Raw genomic sequence first — 19026 nt, 5'->3', positions numbered from 1 at the left:
TCATACGTATTTACTTATCTTTACATAGTTTGGTTTTTTCACCTCGTCTTACTTACTCAATCAACTTGAAATACGCATTATCATGCTTTTAGCTGGTATTGTGCAATAATATACTTTTTTAATATTTTGACAAAATTCGACTATTAATTTTAAAAATTTTCTTGAATCAAGCCGTTTGATTTTTTATCACTATCTGCATAATATTGATTCGTTTACACCCATAAAGATATAGAAGTAAAGTTTCCCATCATCAAGATAAACAGTATATGTCAATAGCTTCTAGAATTAAGCAAAATAATTCTCGTGAATTTGCGAACAGTACTACAACTAATGCCCTGGATGATGCTACAAAAAGAAGTAGCGAATTAGTCTTTGATGAAAAATATTTACGCTCTAGTGCTTTAAAATTGGCTCAACAAGGACAATATAGTAAGGCGATCGCATTGTTTAGCCTACTAATTGACTACGATTCTAATAACGCCATTGATTTTAACAACCGGGGGCTAATTTATTTTCAGATTGATGAAAAACAAAAAGCTTTGTGTGACTATCAAACTGCTCTACAACTTAATCCTAGATTAGCAGGTGCTTATACCAATCGAGCAAATTATTATGCTGTTTGCGGAAATTTAGCAGCAGCGATCGCCGACTACGACCGGGCAATTGATTTAAATCCTAGCTATGTTCGAGCTTGGATTAATCGAGGCATTACCTTACGTGACTTAGGGCAATACGAAGAAGCTATTGAGAATTTTAAGATGGTGCTATTTTTCGGGCAACTAGAAGCTTACATTTGGGCTGAATATGGCAGGACTTATCATCTTTGGAGTGATTGGAATTGTGCAATTGCTGCTTATAATCGTGCTTTCACATTACTGTCCTCTGTCGATCATAAAAAGGAAGTTTTTAGTTATTGCTTGCATTTACAACTTGAAAGTTGGTTAAACGAGATGTTACTTTCTCAGTCTTCTAATTGTTTAGAAATAGACTGGTAAAGTAGGTGAGTTTTATTAGTTATACACTGGCTTATAACGCAATACGCTTCAGTTACCCATGAAAACTTTAACCTGCATAGGTTGTCAACATTTTCAGGGCATCTCCTACAGTTGATAGCATTTCACGAAAAATTTGATGTAGATGTAAACCCTAAAAGCCTTGCTGCATCTAAGTTTTTTAATTGCGAATTGCGAATTGCGAATTGGTATGAGTCCAGGAAAAAGCAAATTGCATTATTTTTGAATAGCGGCGGCTTGAGATGGACAAGGTACGATGGGCAAATCCCCGCCGGAAGCGATCGCAGAATTAAAAGTATTGGTATGAGTAGGTATAGGTGTCAAGGCTGTTAGCTCCACTGTACCAGACTTGTTAATTACCCAACCAGTAGCTTCTACAATAGTCGGGCTGATTTGCGGAACTTCTAATTTAGGACTTTTACTCCTCCCTAAGTGTGAATTCTCCCCCACACTTATATTCCTTTGTTCTTGAGGATTCAATGTCACCCAATTAACAGTTGCAGTTTGATTAGTGCGAAGCGCTTGGGTTGGTAGAGGTGGCAAACCACCGCGTCCGGTGATGGTAAACGAATTGCCTTTATTTGCTGGGCAGCCTTGAGCAATCAAACCAGAGCGATCTACAAAATTGGCTGGCAATTCCACTAATCCGTTGTTGGGATTGACATCTGGTGTATTGATTTGCACTGTACCATTCAACTGCTGATTTTTGCCTGTGGCAGTGATATCGCTGTTTGGAGTGAGTGCATCACGGAATTGAGTACCAAATATCCCCGTAGCGTCAATTTTCACATTTCCGCCCCGAAAGTCAGTAGAATTAGCACTGATATCGCTATTAGCAAATGCAACTAAAACATCGGTGTCAATTTTGATGTTGCCACCAGTAACATTTTCTCCACTGGCATTAGTAATAATGTTGCTGCCACGAAACAATATTAAATCTTTAGAGTGCAGATTGATAGTAGCTTGCTCAATACTTGGGTCAGTATTGACAGCTTGGGTATTAGCATTGAGAGCAGCGTTATTGTTTAAACGAATAGAGCTAGCATTAATGGTTAAATTACCTGCAATTCCTTGCCCTTGACTGCTGACACTCACCTTTGCCCCATCTTGAACGAGTAATTTCTCAGCATTAATCGTCAGGTTCCCTGCATCTCCGGTTGATCTTAATTCGGCTTGAGTATATAAGCCACTGCTAAAGCGGCTATCAGCAGAGGTGCCAATCAGTTGTACATCGTTAGCAATGACAGTTAGAGAACCCCCCTTGCCTGCTCTGAATGTACCATCACCGACTCTTGCGCCATCACGTACAAGCAAGTGTTGGGTATTAATCGTCAAGTTCCCTGCATCTCCAGTTGAGCGAGCATCTGCAAATAAGCTGCTGCTAAACTGGCTATCAGCAGAAGTGCCAATCAGTTGTACATCGTTAGCAGTGACAGTTAAAGAACCTCCACTGCCTTGTCCAAATGTGCTGACACTCACCTGTCCGCCATCACGTACAAGCAAGTGTTGGGTATTAATCGTCAAGTTCCCTGCATCTGCGGTTGCGTCTCTCTGAGTTCGAGCAAACAAGCCACTAGGAAACTCACCATCAGCAGAGGTGCCAATGATTTGCACATTATTAGCATTGACAGTTAAAGAACCCCCCTTGCCCTTTCCATATGTGCTGGCACTCATCTGTCCGCCATCACGTACAAGCAAGTGTTGGGTATTAATCGTCAAGTTTCCTCCATCTCCGGTTGAGTAAGCATTTGCAAGCAAATGAGCAGAGGTACCATTAGCAAAGGTGCCAATGATTTGCACATTATTGGCATTGACAGTTAAAGAACCCCCCTTGCCCTTTCCATATGTGCTGACACTTACGTGTGCGCCATCTTGCACGAGCAAATCTTGAGTATTAATTGTCAAGTTTCCTGCATCTCCAGTTGATTGGGTTTGAGAAAATAGGCCACTATTCACCTCACCATTAGCAGACATACCAATCAGCTGCACATTATTAGCATTGACAGTTAAAGAACCCCCCTTGCCCGCTCCAAATGTGCCAGTACTCACCTGTGCGCCATCTTGTACGAGCAAATTTTGAGTATTAATTGTCAAGTTTCCTGCATCTTCAGTTGCACGTGAGTAAGCAGTAGAAAACAAGCCACTGGCATAACCATCAGCAGAGATACCAACTAGCTCTAGTAACTCAGTAGCATTCACTACTAACTTTCCACCTTTTCCTGCTCCTAAGGGACTTGCCTGAATGTTTGAACCATCGCTGACGCTAACACGGCGACCCTGCACTTGGATATCACCACTACCTGTGCCACTAGCATCTACTGCTGAAAGTTGCGATAGTTGAATATTGCCAAAGTTTTGCACTCCATCGTAGCTCAAGAAAAAACCTTTAGTTACCGGTGTGAGACTAACCAGACTGTTGTCCCCTACACTGCCTAACTCTATCCTTCCTCCTGCCGTCTTAAGTATTGCTCCCTCTAAGAAAATATCACCACCAACCAAAGCTAGAGTTTGATTGGCTGGCACTCGTAGCGCATCTCTTGTGTCAATCAATTCATCTGTGAGCCTAAAAGGCTGACCATCGCCCTTAACCTGAATCGCTCCTGGATTTACGCCGTATTGCAAACCCACAGGTACATTGATACTTAGTAGAGGTGCAGACTGAGGATTTGTAGCATTGAACTCAAAGCCATTAGCAAATTTCAAGCTACTTGCAGTGCTGGCAACAAACGAACCGCCAATGTCCAACCGTGCATTTTGGCCAAATATAATTCCATTAGGATTGAGCAAAAACAGATTCGGCGTTCCATTTGCTCGAATCACACCATCAATGTTGGAGATTGAACCACCCGTAACGCGACTGAAAATGTTCTGCACATCTGCGGCATTGTTGAAGTAGGCAGAGCCTTTTGTCGGTACAGAAAATGATTGGAAACTGTGGAACAAATTGCCACCCCGCCTTGCGCCGCCTTCAATTTGAAAATTGGGATTGCCTGAAACTTGCGATCGCTCTCCCGCAGGCAGCGTGTTATCGGGAATCACTTGAGCTGCGAGCGGTCGAACACAATCGAGTATCCACAAAGCACTGCACATCAGAACCCATAGACTTAGATGCCACTGACTCATTTTGCTGTCTTACCTTCAGCGATGCTCGAACAAAAATGTTCAGCGCAGTTCTTACATTAAAAATACTTTAGGCATAAAGATTACAGTAGATGACTCAGCAATTGCAAATAATTATTAGATTTTCTTTACAATTGGACTTTGGACAAAAAAGAGTTGTTCGCGGCTATTACCTGCGAACATAAAATGATTAATTTTGTTTATAGTTTTCTGCCTTTTGTTATCAAATCTGCTGACCCTACTAGAGACTCAAGTAGGTAAAGTAATATCACTAAAAAACATAGATTTTTATTGATACTACTTATTTGCTGGAGTTTAGACTAGTTCCCGCTCCTGTGCGCTACGACGATACGTAAAGAAATTTTTCTCACTAACTGCATAATATTGATTCGCTTACACCCATAGATTTATAGAACTAAAGTTTCATATCTTATTCAGTGGCAAATGGGGAGATTCTTCGTCGCTGGTGTCCAAGTGGGGTGTAGGGGGAAAGAAAAGACTATATTTTCTTTCGTACACCCTGAAACGAAACCAAGTGGGTTCAAGCCCCTACCAAAATCGTAGATTTAGTGATTTTTAATTAGTGGTGGGTTCAAGCCCTCACAAATTTTCCCTACACCCTACTTACCCACACCATACCTTGCCCAAAGGGTATTGACCAAGCTAACTATTCACACTTTAAGGAGATTAATTATGTAGTTTCACAAACTTGTCATCAGTGTAACCTTAGTGATCGCTGCCATAACTCAATTGATTTCGGCGTTTGAGTAAGGATTATGAGTTGTATACAAAGGAGTTGTATACAGAGTCAAGAAAAATTTTGAGCGCTAGCTGCATAATATTGATTCACTCATACCCATAAACATATAGAAGTTAAGTTTGACTTCATCAAGGAAAACAATATATGTCGATAGCCTCATCTACTTATCATAATCAACGATGCTCTTTCGTCTGATTTATGAATCTTTCACAGGCTTCAATACCAAGAAAGCAGATACGGTTATTGACATTGCTGATGGTTGTAGTGAAATTCTCGGTAAGTTCATTGCCTAGAATCAAAAACGCTTAGTCGTTGCTACTAAATATTTGTTTAATGCTCTATAAGCAGCATTCTGAATTCAAGGAGTAAAATAATGTCGAACGCAAGAACAATGCACTACGATTTAGAAAATGAATTCGAGAACGAATACGAAGGCGAATTTGAGAACGAATATGAAGGTGAATTCGAGAACGAGTACGAAGGTGAAAGTGAATTTGAGTATGAAAGCGAGTATGAGAGCGAAGCTTTTATTAAAGAAGTACGCGCGCTAGCTCGCAAGTTAGCTCCCATCCTAAAACGGATAGCACCAATTGCTGAGAAAACCGTAGGCGGGGTTGTCGATGGTGAATTCGAGAACGAGTACGAGAGCGAATTCGAGAACGAGTACGAAAACGAATTTGAAAACGAATTTGAAAACGAATTCGAGAACGAGTACGAAGGTGAATTTGAAAATGAGTACGAGGGCGAATTCGAGAACGAGTACGAAAACGAATTTGAGAACGAGTATGAGTACGAATACGAAGCTGCATTAGCTGAAGCCTTTGCAGCTATGGCAAGCCAAGTACAGAGTGAAGCAGAAGCAGAAGCTTACACAGGTGCGCTTGCAGCTACAACCCTTCCGCTGACATCAACTGCGTTGCAACAAGTCTCTCCGCATCTGATCAAAGGTGTTGCCACACTAACACAGACATTACGTAAATCTCCTCAAACCCGTCCGCTAGTGAAAACGTTGCCTACTATCCTTAGAAATGTTAGCCAAATATTAGAACGGCTGATTGACCAAGGCAAGCAAATCACCCCTAGCATAGCATCTCGTGTCATTGCTAGAGAAACACGCAAAGTTCTTAGCAATCCTATGGTTTCTGCCCAAACGCTACTGTCTTCTCGAACTGCGACTACTACTACTAGAGAAGAGCGACCTAGATCACGACAAAGAAGACAACCTATTTCTCGTGCTAGTCGCTAATTAAAGTATTTGCTTAGAGTCCAAACGATTAATGACGCATTAGCTAAAGCGCGAATTTTGAATAAACAAATAGGTGAGAAAATGTCTGAGCAAGAACTAGAACAATGGCATGAAGGCGAAGCCGAATGTGAATTCGCCCACGAGTATGAAAAAGAAGAATTTTTACCACTGCTTGCACGTTTAGCTGCAAAGTTTGCACCAACGCTTATTAGAAAAATAGGTCACTTGGTTAACCGCAAAGGTAAAAAGCAAAAGCACCAGAAAGAATTTGAATTTGAGTCTGAAGGCGAATATGAACTAGACCCCTATATTGCCAAACTGGTAAATAGATTGGGACAAAGCGAAGCGGAATCAGAATCTGAGCTAGAGTTTGAGTTTGAATCTGCCCCAAGTCCCGAATATGAATTAGTGATGGACAACTTGGCATATAGGGCAGCTCAGAGCGAGAGTGAAGCTGAAGCCGAAGCTTTCTTAGGAGCATTATTACCAGTAGCGGCACGATTATTTCCTAGAGATTCTGCTCAAGTGATTTCTGCAATCACTCCATCTCTGATTGAAGGAGTAGCTACAGTCGGTCGGGTTCTACACAAAAGCCCAAAAACACGTCCACTATTACGCACAGTTCCCCACATTGTCAAAGGAACAGTAATAACGCTATCTCGACGGGCAAATAGAGGTCAACCGCTCACGCACACAACTGCTCTGCGGGTACTGGCAGATCATACAGCTAGGGTTTTAGACAATCCCAACAGGATTTCTCAAGTGATACAGAAATCGCATCTAGCACAGCATCAGGTGTTAAACAATACTACGAATTTTAGTGACAACCTATTGCACAACAAGAGGAGACACCATAAGTCCTTCAATAGCTCACCGATGGAGCAAGCCCCAAGTTATTCCTCTCCTGTACCTAATCGCAAGCGTCGCCATATTTCCCCTTAGAGCCGCTCGTTAATCAGTCCAACTGCTGCAAACAGAATAGTAAAAATATGAACGGACTTGCAAAAACGCCAACACAATTAGGTGTAAAAAATGTTGCTCAGTCAAACAATCTAGCTGGTTTTGGTTTTGCTCAAAAAACTCCCCGTACAAATTCTAAACAGACTCTGGCTAGTTTAAAACCTTGGCTAAGGGTACAAGCACTAAATGTTACTAGACACGCAGCAGCTTTGCGTCCCTTTCGTCAAAATGAGTTTGGTACAGATCCGGCTAGCCCTACTGATGCCCAAATTAATGCGGTGAATCAACTGATAGCTTCGCTCAGAGTTCAGCTCATGCAAATATCCAAGCAAGTAACTCTGGCTGCTGAAAGTCCTATGTATCAGATGGATAGTCAGCGTCTGCAAGAATTGATGATGACCGCAGAACATGCTCATGATTGGGTTAGAGCAATCGAGCAAATTTGGGATTTCTATTTTGAACTGTTTGGACAAAGGCAAAGCCAATTCAGTAACTGGTTATTAGGTTGCGATCGCATTGCCTTAGATTGCTACCAAGATGTCTACATGGGTTTAGGAGTAGCTAGGTCAATTCCAGCACCCGCGCCGTTTTCATATGTCAAAACAGGCTTTTCTCCAGCCACATTTCGACGTGGTATTCCCCTCTCAAAACTGAGTCAGCAAATCAATCCATTCCCATTAATTCAGCTACCCTATCACCGCCTAGTCAATCCTTGGACATTAGGAGCAATTTTGCACGAGGTTTCTCACAATCTGCAAACAGATTTAGATTTGCGCCAAGTGATTCCGCGGGCAATTAGAGAACGGTTGCTGCAAGCTGGAATGAGTCGTAATGTTGCTGCTGTTTGGACTAAATGGCATAGTGAAACTTTTGCAGATATGTCTGGTTTATTGTTGGGAGGCCCAGCGTTTGTGGCATCTTTAATGGATATTGCGGCGCGATCGCCCAAAGCAACTTTGTACTTTAACCCTGCTAAACCTCATCCGATCCCTTACCTGCGGGTGTTCATCAACATTGAGTTAGTACACAGAATGGGATTTCCTCAAGAAGCTCAAAAATATCGCCGGATGTGGGAGCGCATTTATCCCAACTCTCGTGCTGGTAACATTCCCTCAGAAATTTTACGCACATTCGGTAAAGCTCATAAATTAGTTGTGGATACTATCTGCTTTAGCGAATACGAACAACTGGGGAACAAAACTTTAGCTGAAGTAACGGGATTCAAACCCCAACACCAGGAGATGGTTGAGGAAGCAGGGGAGCGTCTAGCAACTGGTAACGATCCGGGGATTATTCCAGAGCGGTTGTTAATTCCCGCGTCTCGTTGGGCGCTCGACAACCGACTAGCAGAACCAAGAATGATTACGAAAAACTTTTACGATGCCCTAGCAAGAAGATAGTAAGACTTATAATACCAATTTGCTATCGTTTTTTGGTGAATGTATAAGTCTTAAATGAACTCGTTTGGTTGAGAATTTGGGAATTTACAATGCATCCCCAACTAAAAACGTAAAATCCAAACCGGAGAAATAATTCATGAAAATTTATCGTATTCGTGGACAAGTTTCACCTGTCCAAGAAAACAACATCAAAACTGAAGTTCAAACTCTGAAAAACTCTATTAAAGAGGTTGAAACCAAAATAAAATCTGGGAATAGTTCTAAGGGTGGAATTAACTTAGAGACTCAGCTAGGAGAACTAAAAGGAAAATTACGAGCCGCTCAAGCAACACTCGTAGTTGCAGGTCTTCGGGTCGAAATGTGGGATAATGACGAGAGATTGGACGATCGCCTTGGTGCTGGCAAAACAGATTCTGTAGGCTTGTTTGAAATTAAGTTTACAGATGAAGACTTTCGGCAAGGCTTTTTAGGTCTGAAGTGGACACCTAATATCTTCTTCAATGTTTATCAAGGCAGAGAACTTCTTGGTTTTAGCGAAACACGAGAGAATCTGACTTTGCCATCTGAGGTAGAGGAGCCACCTTTACCCTTGAATCCTGCTTTTGTTATTTTTAACGAAGACGAAACCCCCAGCGATTACATAATTGCCAACGTCACAATTGACCTAATTGATGACGGTAAAGTTGAAGAACGCCCCAGACAAGATTATCAAGAACAACCCATCACTGTTTACGATATTTTACCAACTGCAAACTCAACATTCAAATTAACTACGCAAACTTCCTCACTGACTAATATCGATAATAATAACGGTTCGCTAGAGCAGATGCTAAACAGCGTATTAAGTGAGGTGTTAGGGCAAAACTTTAAAGGCGATCCCAAAGCATTCGTAAATACTCTAAATCAAAGTTTTACACCCAAACAAACCAATGGACGCACTGAGTATGAATGGTCTCCCCGTACCTACGTTGGGGTACAGAATGACCTTGGTGGTACTGTTAGTGGCGCTCAAGCAAGTCTCTACCATCGTGCCAAGATTGCATTAAAAGACGCAATGCCTTTGTTGGATAAGCTTTATTCGCTAAATCGTGCGGCGGATCGGCAAAATATGGAAGCAATGCGGGCCATTATTCGCACTGAAATGATTGAGTTAGTTAATGAACTTGGAGCTTCAGGTGGCCCGCGCGTCCAGCGTGTTGATAATTTGTTCCAGGTGCTGATTGGTAGTGCTGAGGATGACGACTCAGACGAAATTCGAGGACAGCTGAAAAATCTTGCTGATGTTTATGGACTAACTTGTGATCGCGTTAATACTGTTGATGAAGAACAAAACTATGGGAATTTCTTGATTATCCGCGACTACCTTGTTTCTCTAAGAGGTAGTTGGAATGATTATATTGAAGATTCTGAGAGTGGAGCATTTGTAGGGCCACAGCTTGTATTGCTATCGCAAGCTTTATCAACTATTGCCGAATCAGTTCAAGATGTCTACCGAATTATGGATATGGTTTTCTTGGGTGCGGCAGACAGACAAGCAATTTCCATCGACTTTAAAACAGTCAAATCTCCCTCTGGAATGCCTATTGATGAAGCTTTTCCATTACCAGATGGCACTGCGTATCTGAAAAAGGATTTAGCCAAACTAGTGCCTCCGATGACTGTGGAAGGTTTGCTAACTTGGGCTTGGCGTTTTGGAGCAGAGGAAGGCCCGGCACTGGCGAAAGCAGGAGGTAAATTAGGTATCGCCGAAGCTTTAGCAGAAACAGCCGAAAAATTGATGATTTTGGTACAAGCTGCTTCATTCACACCTGTACGTAACACAGCTTTTAGACGCGAAGGTGTTTTGCGTGCCCTCAGAGATTTATCGTTCCAGTTATATCAGGTTAAGGAACTGGCCAAGCAAATTATTCCACCGTCAACAAATAACCAAGCAACTGAGCAATTATCTACAGGTAAAATTTCTTCTCTTAAAAGAATTGCTCCTTCTCGGTAAAGACTTTGCTACAAGTCTAAATACTTCACAGTAATCCTTTCAATATTTATTGGTAATTGGTTATCGGTCAAAAGGTAATTTTTCTTGCCCTATTACCCATTTTCCATTACCTATTACCCCAATTTAGGAGACTCACCATGTCAACGGCAGGAGAAAATCAAAGTTTATACGATCGCGTTGCTGCGCTCAAGGAAAACCTCACAGAAAAACTCGGCCCCCAGCTGATTCAAAATCCTCAACTTGCAGATGCTCTCACCGATCGGCTTGAGGATATGCTTGAGGAGGTGGAAGAAGCAGAAACCAAAATTGCACCACCACCAGATGGAGGTTTAGCAGAATTAATCGGTCTTGGCAAAGAAGCAGCTGCTAAGGTGAATTCTGCGCGGATGCCTGAAAAGGTGGACGATTACGACGAGCAAATTGCCTCGGAGCGAATTCTAGCAGTATCTGACCTCTACTATATATATCAGCACGAGCGGATGGGCGTGTTTCGCGCCATCAACAAACTTCAGGAATTGTATTATGCAGGTGCTGTCAGATTATCCACTGGTGATGGTGCTTATGGTCTGTATCGCTTTGACCGCCGCAGCGTTTTGCGCTTTACTAAAAAAGAACGATTTCAGGCTTACCGTCGCGTCTTAGGTTACACCACAGTCAGACCAGCACCTAGCGCCCAACCTAATCAAAAATTTCATCCTTTGTTTACTCTGTTTGTTAATAATGTGGCTGAGTTGTGGCGCGATAAACGCATTTCTGATGTGATTCGAGATAGAGCTTTTGACCCTAGTTTTGGCAGTATTGCCACCGTCAGACGAGCGGGTTTGGATCTGCGAAATAACTTGAAATGGGCTTCTTACGGTCACATTAATGTTTTGCGGATTGAAGTCTTACAGCTTTTGGACGAAGCTTTTAGAATTCTCAACTCAGATGATATCAAAAGACTCTTTGGTGCAGATGATGCTTGGGATGTGATTGAAGAAGTGATGAGCCGCTATTTTAACGAGCAAATCGATGCTTCTCAACGTCACCGGATGGCTGTTGCTGGACGCGATATTATCCGCTGGTTAGCTCAGAAGTATATTCTCAATAATTCGCGGGCTGAATTTGAAGCTCTGTTGCGAGAAATTGCAGATGTTGCCGAAGAATGGCTTACCAGTGGTGAAAGTTTGGGCATTGCTTATCGAGGTCACGTTCAACGGACTGTGCCTTATGAACCCCGTCAGATTAACGTTAGGGATTGAACACGAAACAACAATTACAAATTAGTGAATTTCTAAATCTTGAATAAAAGGATAAAGTATTATGTTGGCTTCCAAAACATCAACAAAACCCTCGTTAGTGTGGCAAGGACTCACGAAAGATGGCTACACCTTGCTCTTAACTCGTGTTGGAGTAGCGAGGATTACGTCAAATCTAAAACGTACTGGGTTAGAGAATCTAGTTCAAAGCAATAAGAACGCTAATCTTACAGACGCTATTGTTCGTTCAGTTGCTCAAATTGTTAGCAATGCAACTCGTTTCAAAACTCAAGAAAGTTCCTACTTAGATCGACAAATTCATGTTTTTACAGTACAAGGCAAAAGGAGAAATTTTCAAATATTGACTCAGCCGATAAATAATAAGTATGCAGGAATCATTTTCATTCGTTCTCAGCCTAGAGGAATCGAACAAGAGTGGGAGCAAGAATCCGAATCTGGTCAATCGGAGATAGAACAGACTTTGCAAGAAGGTGAGTATGAGAGTAGGCCTAACAAAGCTAAAAAGAGTCAGCTTAAAAACTCTCGAAAAACCCGCCCACAATCGCAAGGAGATAATGTGGCATTTAATATCAATAAAGGACTACTTTCAAATGTGCTAAATCAGGCACGTCAATCAAAAAAACCTGTAGCAAGAGACGCTAACGCACTACTAAAGGAAATGGATACGAACACTTGGCAAATTCTTTCTAGTGGTCACGTTGGGGGATTGGGTGGTCAAGGACGAGCAGCTGATCCAAGACCTCATATAACCTTGCAAGTTGGACGTACGACCTATCACTTGCACTATGCGTTTACAAAGAATCAATTAGTCATAACTGACATAACTAGATAGCTAAAACTGGAGATACGCTGCTATGGGGAAAAACCTACTTAATAACTGATTTTTAGGACATCAACACTGCTATTAAACCCAACTTCAAACGCGCTTGAGTGCAGTTGATTTGAAAATGATTGCGTAAGTTCCAGAAATTACAAATTTGTCAATCTTAAATAAAAGGATAAAGTGTTATGTTGGCTTCCAATACATCAAGACAACCATCAGCAGTATGGCAAAGTTCAACTAAAGATGGTCATACCTTGCGATTGACTCGCTCTGTGTTGACTCAAATTATTTCAAACCTGAAACAAACCGGATTAGAGCATTTAGTACATAGTATCCGTAGTAATAACAAAAGCAGCTTAGAAAGTGCTGTTGTGAGTGCGATCGCTCAGGTTGTCAATCATGCAACCGTTTCAGAAACAGTATCAAGTCGAACATTTGGTCGAAATCTGCAAACCTTCACAGCAATTGGCAAAACGAGAAAGTATCAGGTTTTAACTCAGCCAATAGATAATAAGCAAAGTGCAATTGTTTTCGTGCGATCGTGCCCCATTCAACAATTGTTGAATGAATTCGAGTACGAAGGTGAGTACGAAGGTGAATATGAGAACGAAAACGAAGGCGAATACGAGGGTGAGTACGAAAACGAAGGCGAATACGAGGGTGAGTACGAAAACGAAGGCGAGTACGAGAACGAATATGAAGGTGAGTACGAAGGGGAATACGAAGGCAAGTACGAGAACGAATATGAGTATGAAGGAGGAGCAAGGTTGGGAAATTTACCCCCAGAAATGGTAGGTGCGATTGCGGGGCACTTGGACAATAAAAGCTTAGGAAGATTGTCACAAACAAATCATTATCTCAAGAATTCTACGCAAAATGACCGAACAAATCGAAAAAGAATAGCAGATTTAGACAGGCAACATAGGATTGCACTCAATCAATACAACCGAAGACTTAATGAACATAGACTTCGGGGTGGTCATGATGAAAAACTTAGAAGAGGGCGAGAGAAATTACGAGGAATCGCAGATCAGCATAATAAACTTCGGCAGATATTAAGTCCACAGATACAAGAACAAGTGCCAAAGCTTCAACCCCTAAACAGACCTAAGAAAAGAAGATGAGTGCATTTGTGGTATTGTCTGTGCTTTAGCAGGAAGTTTCTTTGAAGTAATAACTCAATCTGAGTGATGTAACAGAGAGCGATCGCGCTTTTGATCCTAACTTAAGCAGCATTGCGACTAATCATGATTAGACATCTCCGAAAAAGAAGATAAAAGCCTTGTGCAGTCAGAGTCGATACCTCATTTCCGAAGATGTCTATTCTATCATTTAAGGAGAACTAATATGTTTGCTACAACAACTCCAAAATCTGCTCCTGTCCTGTGGCAAGGAGCAACACAGAATGGCTACACTTTGCGATTGATTTGTTCTAGACTTGCAAAAATAGTGTCAAATCTGCAACAAACGGGATTACACAGTCTAGTTCGGATTAATCTGAACGTAACTGTTCACAGGATCTGAAACACTACAGTCAAAAATGGGTTACTGAGATCAATACCTCTGCCAATTTACGAGAGTTCAACGCAAAAATCTGGATTAATAAAATAAGATCAAGGATTTCAGTCTCGCATTTTTAAGATTTCACGGACATATAGAAAGCCACGTTTGCGATGGCGCAAGCGCCTACCGTAGGTGATCGCACCCAAGCTTGGAAATTTATGTGAAGACAATAACTCTATTACATTGGGCTTCTCTCTTCATTCTCTTATTTTAGCTAAGGTATTGAACAAGCTAAACCCAAAAGTGTTGAATGTTAAAAATAACCCGATAAAAATAGCCCCAAATATGTTAATTTTTGGGCGGAAAATTAAGGTATATCTATTTGATAGTGATTATAAATTCATTTCCCAAGATTGTCAAAGGTATCTTAAGAGGACTGCCAAAAAACGATTATCCAGTATTGAACAGTCGTCTGTTCTTTGAGTGCTGGTTATCTTATGCTATGGATAACAGCTTAACAAGTATGCGAGATTTGTTTAACAGATTAAACAACACAGGATTTGAGGTAGATATTTCTACTTTCTCTAAAGCAAATTTACATCGAAGCCAAAAACCATTTCCAGAAATTTACCAAAAATTAAATGAATTAGTACAGAAGAAAGTTCAAAAAAAATTACACGATAAATATGCAATTTCTCCAATTGACTCAACAATTATTGCTCTCACCAGTAAGTTGTTATGGATACTAGGACACCATCAAGTAAAACTTTTTAGTTCCCTAAATCTATCTACTGGAAGTCCATCAGATAACTTCATCAATTTTGGGCATGACCATGATTATAAATTTGGTTCTAAAATGATGTCTAGTTTACCAACAAATGCTGTTGGAGTAATGGATAGAGGATTTGCTGGACTAAAATTTATTCAAGAATTAGTACAAGAAAAAAAATATTTTGTCTTGCGGATAAAAAATAATTGGAAACTAGAATTTGAGGAATCAACTGGGTTAGTTAAAGTTGGTGCATCTGATGATGCTCAAGCTTATAGAGTGATTAATTTTTGTGATTTAGAAACCAAAACCGAGTTTCGCTTAGTCACTAATTTACCTGAGTCAGGAGATGCAGCAGTTACTGATGATGAAATTAGGACATTTATCGATTACGTTGGGGAGTCGAACTATTGTGGCAGTTTTTAAAAATATATTTAAAACTTGACAAGTTAATTACTAAGAACGTCAATGGTATCACCATACAACTTTACATTAGTTTAATAGCTTATCTAATTTTACAAATATTATCTATCCCACAACAATGGGGACATACGCTATTAGATAAATTCCGCTATTTACAATCTTGTATGTGTCAGAAAATCAGTTATGTTCATTGGTTTGAGGAGATGATGTCATGTTGACTATTTTAGACTTTTTAGAGTTAGTGTAACTAGGTATGTAAGGTTTTGTATCAGAATTCAACATTTCTGAGCTAAACCTTATGTTAAAAAATCTTAGTTTTTAAAGGAAAAGAACAATGGCAACTTTTACAGAAAATGGTCTTGTTAGCGTTCATCAAAAACAGGAGAAATCCTCTACTAACAACAAAAGTAAAAAAGTAAATACTCAAGATTCCATATTTCCATCTATTCCCCGACTGCGTAAGGTTTTCGAGTTTATTGAAGTGAATTATCATCAAAGTATTAGATTAAAAGAAGTAGCTCAAGCAGTTGGTTATTCCTCAGCTTATTTAACCGACTTAGTACGAAAACTTACCGGAAAAACGGTCAATAATTGGATTATCGAGCGTCGGATAGCAGAAGCAAGCACCTTGCTTTTAGAAACTAATGACTCCGTTGATAATATTGCTTTAAAAGTAGGCTATCAAAATATCAATCATTTCTACTGTCAGTTTCGAAATTACTATCAAAATACTCCTTGTGCTTGGAGAAAAATACAGCGTTCTCACTGGAATGGCACTAAGAAAAGCTCTAAGGTATGCAGAATAAGGGTTACAGCTTTTAATGCCAGAGAGCGCAGTAATTAATGGCACAAGTAGGTGCGATAAGCCTGACGGCATGGCTAACGCTTACCGCTGATGAAGAGATGATGCACAGTTGCCTAAAAAATTTTTAGAGGTAGAAAAAGCTTACTCGTCCGTGAAATACTTTTCTGAGACGAGCAAGCTAACATCATAAATACTACTGTGACACTAAGAGTACAAATCCTCAAGGATAAATTCAGCCAAAGTCTGGGGCTACCTTTTAAAGAACTATTGCCAGAATCTGCAATAAAACTTGCAATATCTGAGCTAAAAATCAAATATAAAAAACGGTTATTTGACCCATTCGTAACTTTATGGGCATTTTTATCTCAAGTATTAGATACAGACAAAACTTGTAATAATGCTGTGAGTAAAATAATTGCACATTTGGCTGAGTCAGAAGTAGAAGTTCCCTCAACAGATACAAGTGCTTACTGCCAAGCACGGGCAAGATTACCAGAAAAATTGTTAGAAAAAATTTTCAATTATTCAGCACAAAAACTGGAAGAGAAAGTAACCCAAGAACATCTATGGTGTGGTCGAAATATTTTAGTGATAGACGGCTCGACGGTCTCTATGCCTGACACTGTAGAAAACCAAAAAGAATACCCACAACCCAGTAGTCAAAAGCCGGAATGTGGATTCCCAATTGCCAAAATTGGTGTGATATTCAGTTTAGTAACGGGAGCTGCCGTTGCCTTGTGCATAGATGTTCTGAACACTCATGATATTAAATTAGCTAGAAAACTGTACAGTTTTCTCAAACCTAATGATGTGCTTGTAGGGGATAGAGCTTTTTGTGCTTACGCCGATATGTTTACTATCAAAAAGTTTAATTGTGATGTCGTGTTTCGTAAACATCAATCTCGCACAACAACTATGCGAAAAGGTAAAATTATTGGAGATTGCGACAAATTAGTTACTTGGTATAAGCCTAAAACTTGCCCAAAAGGATTGGATAAAGATGAATTTAATGCTTTACCTCCTTCAATAACTGTGCGAGAGATTTACTATTATATTGTTATTCCTGGTTTTCGGACTCAACAAGTTAGCTTAATTACCACTCTTTTAGATGGATCTTCTTATTCTACTCTGGCAATTGTTGGACTTTACGGCCAACGCTGGGATGTTGAACTAAATTTAAGACATCTCAAAACTACCTTGGGTATGGATATTCTGCGATGTAAAACACCCTCAATGATCCGCAAAGAAATTTACGTTTATTTGCTGGCTTACAATCTACTTCGTAGCTTAATGTGGTCGGCTGGAACTACTTATACTACCCCTCCAAATCGCCTATCACTGCAAGGTACTCGCCATCATTTAATTAACTTTATTCCCAAATTATTAGCAGCAACTTCTCAAAAACGCCACCAAATTTATCGCACTTTGCTAAAAGTTATTGCTCACAAGGCTGTTCCTGACCGTCCTGCTAGAAACGAACCACGAGTCCGTAAACGCCGCCCGAAAGCTTATCCCTTAATGACCAAACCCCGGCACGAATTACGAAAGCAGTTGCAAACTGCTTAATACACAAGCGTTTCGGCTTTTCTTAGTGCCATTCCGTTCTCACTGATTGTTATAATGATACCCTAAAATATTACCTAACTATTAGCCGCTAATTAATCAACTAATATATTATCACGCATCTGATACGCTTATTATGCAATTTGTAAATAAGCGGATTTTTCATTGTGAGAATAATCTAAAAATATTTAATACTTAATTAGTCTCTTACCTAAAAATAGTTAATTATCAATCCAATTACTAAAGAATAGTATTGATATTAAGAAAGAGCAAAAGGCTCAACAAGCAAGCTAAACCTTGCCTTTTCCAAAAACTTAACTTATCAAAGGATAAAATCATGTCTACTCAATTGAATCTACAAGCTACATTTTACAGCAGGGAAGAAACACAAGGACATGCACCTGCGACTGGCATTTTTGGATCTACATTACATGAAGCACTTAGTGGTCAAGGGCATCTACAGTGCGCTATAGACCCAAATGTTATTGCCCTGAAAACAAACTTTACTTTGATACTTTGGGATGGAAGCCAGGTTCAAGCGGCAGCACTAGATACGGGTACAGCAATTCAAGGTAACAAGATTGATATCTTTGTTGATACTAACAGCGAAGCTATCAATTTAGGTGTAAAGTCTGTCACGGCAGTTTTAGACAATGGGGTAGGTAATGATCCTGATAGTCGAACCTATACTGTTCAACCGGGTGACTTTCTCTCCGCGATCGCCCAAAAATTTTACGGGGATGATAGTGAACAATCGTGGAGAAAAATCTACGATGCAAATAAAGCCGTAATTGGATCTGACCCTAATCAGCTTCAAGTTGGGATGATACTTACCATTCCCTAATGCCACATAGCCAGAAAATAGTGTTTGCGCTTAACAAGGACTTGAAGCGTACACCCGGATTTCTCACAAAGCCAGAGAAAAGAGGAGTCAAAAACTGCCAAAATGTCTATTGCAAATGAATTCCAGCAGTTTTAAGCATGACTTCTCAGAAAACAGATTGTATACCGGAATAGTTCAAATTTGAACAAGTAAAGTTATCTGCAATCGTAGTTAATTTTAAGGGTGAGACAGTAACATCTGATGCAGGATTAACCTTAATTACAGAACTTGTAGCTTTCTGTTTTTACTTTGGTTTATCCTGCTCACTTATCCAATTTAATCATGTATCAATTAAATTATCCTAAATTTTGTTCACTCCCATGATTTTTTCACTTGTGAGAAATCCGGGTAATGTATGTTCAAATGGCTATTGTTAATAACTGTTACAATAACCGATCTGCTGCATAAAAACAAGGTGATAGCTTGATAAAGAGTAGTTGAGAATTTCAAAATATTGATGGTTAACTACTTGTAATCCAAATAGAAGTTGCTATACAGATAATTTG

General features: G+C 40.1%; 12 protein-coding genes and 1 pseudogene. 12 read left to right on the top strand and 1 reads right to left on the bottom strand.

All coding sequences use genetic code 11. The annotated features are described in order from the left end of the window. Nucleotides 1-266: 266 nt before the first annotated feature. Nucleotides 267-995 carry a tetratricopeptide repeat protein gene (locus tag HWQ42_RS17485; protein ID WP_292814379.1) on the top strand — a complete coding sequence of 243 codons (729 nt, stop codon included), beginning with the start codon at nucleotides 267-269 and terminating at the stop codon, nucleotides 993-995. 234 nt (nucleotides 996-1229) lie between these two features. Here the strand turns inward: HWQ42_RS17485 and HWQ42_RS17480 are convergent, their stop codons facing one another. Further along, complete coding sequence (locus HWQ42_RS17480; protein WP_292814376.1) at nucleotides 1230-4136, bottom strand: S-layer family protein; 2907 nt, start codon at nucleotides 4134-4136, stop codon at nucleotides 1230-1232. Nucleotides 4137-5266: 1130 nt separating this feature from the next. Here HWQ42_RS17480 and HWQ42_RS17475 point away from each other — a divergent pair. The 11 genes and pseudogenes from HWQ42_RS17475 (at nucleotide 5267) to HWQ42_RS17425 (ending at nucleotide 18481) form a co-directional block, all read left to right on the top strand. Next, nucleotides 5267-6139 (top strand): hypothetical protein, encoded by an 873-nt coding sequence (locus HWQ42_RS17475; RefSeq protein ID WP_292814373.1) that lies wholly within the window; start codon nucleotides 5267-5269, stop codon nucleotides 6137-6139. Nucleotides 6140-6220: 81 nt separating this feature from the next. Further along, the gene (locus HWQ42_RS17470; RefSeq protein ID WP_292814370.1) at nucleotides 6221-7081 is read left to right on the top strand and encodes a hypothetical protein; all 861 of its coding nucleotides are present in this window, start codon (nucleotides 6221-6223) and stop codon (nucleotides 7079-7081) included. A 47-nt stretch (nucleotides 7082-7128) separates the two neighbouring features. Then, nucleotides 7129-8499, top strand: coding sequence for a hypothetical protein (locus HWQ42_RS17465; RefSeq protein ID WP_292814367.1), 1371 nt, complete (start codon nucleotides 7129-7131; stop codon nucleotides 8497-8499). Between the two features lie 136 nt (nucleotides 8500-8635). Beyond that, nucleotides 8636-10492, top strand: coding sequence for a hypothetical protein (locus HWQ42_RS17460; protein WP_292814365.1), 1857 nt, complete (start codon nucleotides 8636-8638; stop codon nucleotides 10490-10492). Between the two features lie 137 nt (nucleotides 10493-10629). After that, nucleotides 10630-11733, top strand: coding sequence for a hypothetical protein (locus HWQ42_RS17455; protein ID WP_292814362.1), 1104 nt, complete (start codon nucleotides 10630-10632; stop codon nucleotides 11731-11733). A 61-nt stretch (nucleotides 11734-11794) separates the two neighbouring features. Further along, nucleotides 11795-12583, top strand: coding sequence for a hypothetical protein (locus HWQ42_RS17450; RefSeq protein WP_292814359.1), 789 nt, complete (start codon nucleotides 11795-11797; stop codon nucleotides 12581-12583). Between the two features lie 176 nt (nucleotides 12584-12759). After that, nucleotides 12760-13698 (top strand): hypothetical protein, encoded by a 939-nt coding sequence (locus HWQ42_RS17445; RefSeq protein ID WP_292814357.1) that lies wholly within the window; start codon nucleotides 12760-12762, stop codon nucleotides 13696-13698. 767 nt (nucleotides 13699-14465) lie between these two features. Further along, nucleotides 14466-15487, top strand: a pseudogene (locus tag HWQ42_RS17440) (IS4 family transposase). Between the two features lie 116 nt (nucleotides 15488-15603). After that, nucleotides 15604-16113: an AraC family transcriptional regulator gene (locus HWQ42_RS17435; protein WP_292814355.1), complete on the top strand. Its 510-nt coding sequence runs from the start codon at nucleotides 15604-15606 to the stop codon at nucleotides 16111-16113. A 159-nt stretch (nucleotides 16114-16272) separates the two neighbouring features. Next, nucleotides 16273-17640 (top strand): IS4 family transposase, encoded by a 1368-nt coding sequence (locus tag HWQ42_RS17430; protein WP_292814352.1) that lies wholly within the window; start codon nucleotides 16273-16275, stop codon nucleotides 17638-17640. A gap of 334 nt (nucleotides 17641-17974) precedes the next feature. Beyond that, nucleotides 17975-18481: a 3D domain-containing protein gene (locus HWQ42_RS17425; RefSeq protein ID WP_292814349.1), complete on the top strand. Its 507-nt coding sequence runs from the start codon at nucleotides 17975-17977 to the stop codon at nucleotides 18479-18481. Nucleotides 18482-19026 lie beyond the last annotated feature (545 nt).

This window comes from Nostoc sp. JL23, assembly GCF_017115065.1.
GTDB classification, from domain to species: domain Bacteria; phylum Cyanobacteriota; class Cyanobacteriia; order Cyanobacteriales; family Nostocaceae; genus Nostoc; species Nostoc punctiforme_A.
The sequence above is the reverse complement of the archived record's forward strand: the minus strand, read 5'-3'. Positions and strand labels throughout refer to the sequence as shown.